The organism is Variovorax glucosi, assembly GCF_051216695.1.
In the GTDB taxonomy this organism is placed as follows: domain Bacteria; phylum Pseudomonadota; class Gammaproteobacteria; order Burkholderiales; family Burkholderiaceae_C; genus Variovorax.
The window spans coordinates 1-1,506 of record NZ_JBPJZE010000071.1; the positions used below are offsets into that span (position 1 = coordinate 1).

2 protein-coding genes are annotated in these 1,506 nt (G+C 64.7%); both read right to left on the minus strand.

Annotated features, from left to right (window positions below; translation table 11 throughout):
* Positions 1 to 881 (minus strand): ABC transporter permease subunit (locus ACSFA3_RS22940; protein WP_435507759.1); only part of this gene is annotated, 881 nt, incomplete at its 3' end.
* Between the two features lie 19 nt (positions 882 to 900).
* Positions 901 to 1,506 (minus strand): ATP-binding cassette domain-containing protein (locus ACSFA3_RS22945; RefSeq protein ID WP_435507760.1); only part of this gene is annotated, 606 nt, incomplete at its 5' end.

The window sequence follows — 1,506 nt, forward strand, 5'->3', positions numbered from 1 at the left end:
ATCAGCACGCCGAACAGCGTGCCCGCCACATAGCCCACGCCGCCCGTGAGCAGCGTGCCGCCGATCACCACCGCCGCGATGGCGTCGAGCTCCAGCCCTATCGCGTGCAGGCCGTAGCCCGAGAGCATGTAGAAGGTGAAGATCACGCCCGCCAGCGCCGAGCAGAAGCCAGACAGCGTGTACACGCCAATGAGCGTGCGGCGCACCGGCAGGCCCATCAGCATCGCCGAATGCTCGCTGCCACCAATGGCGTACACCGCGCGGCCAAAGGGCGTGCAGTGCGCAATGAAAATCGCCGCCAGCAGCACCACGATGGCGATCACCGCGCTGATAGACACCGAGGCCTCGCCCCAGATGGGAATGCGGATCTGCGAAACCTCCGAGTAAAACTCGTTGGTGATGCTGATCGAGTCGATGCTGATGAGATAGCAAAGTCCCCGCGCCAGGAACATGCCTGCCAGCGTGACGATGAAGGGCTGCAGCCGGAAGCGCTCGATGAGCAGCCCCATGAACGCGCCAAAGGCCGTGCCCATGAGCAACACCAGCGGAATCACGATGCCCGGACTCCAGCCGTGCTTCTCGACGAGCGAGGCCGACACCATGGTGGTGAGCGCGATCACCGAGCCCACCGACAGGTCGATGCCGGCGGTGATGATGACGAAGGTGCAGGCAATGGCGAGCACGCCGTTCACCGCTGTCGACTGCAGGATGCTCACGAGATTGTCGGCCTGCAAAAACTGCGGCGACGCGAAGCTGAAGAACACCATCAGCGCGATGAGGCTGGCAAAGGCCAGCAGCTTCTGCCTGGTGGCGGGGCGGAAGAACCGGGCCTTCAGCGAGGAGAAGCCGGGGCTGACGGCGGTGGCGGTCGGGGTCGTCAAAGGGAGTCTCCAATCGTGGTCATGGGGCGACGGCAGCGGCAGCTTCACGCCGGGTGGCGAGCTGCATGATCTTTTCCTGCGAGGCTTCGCGCGCCGGCAGCTCGCCGGTGATGCGGCCTTCGCACATCACGAGCACGCGGTGGCTCATGCGCAATATCTCAGGCAGTTCCGAAGAGATGATCACGATGGCCTTGCCCTGCGCGGCCAGCTCGTTGAGCAGGCGGTAGATCTCGGCCTTGGCGCCCACGTCGATGCCGCGCGTGGGCTCGTCGAAGAAGAGCACGCCGCAGTCGCGCAGCAGCCACTTGGCGATGACGATCTTCTGCTGGTTGCCGCCCGACAGCAGCCGCACCTGCTGGCGCACCGAGGGCGTCTTGATGCTGAGCTGCTTCACATAGCGCTCGCCGGCCGCCTCGATGGCCGCCTGGTCGATGAACAGGCCCATCGACAGGAACTTCTTCATGCTCGGCAGCGCAATGTTGGCTTCCACGTCCATGCCGGTGGCCAGGCCGAAGTGCTTGCGGTCTTCCGACAGGTAGCCGATGCCGTGGGCCACTGCGTCTTCGGGCGACTTGATCGACACCTTCTTGCCATGCACGAAGACTTCGCCCGCGTCGATGCGGTC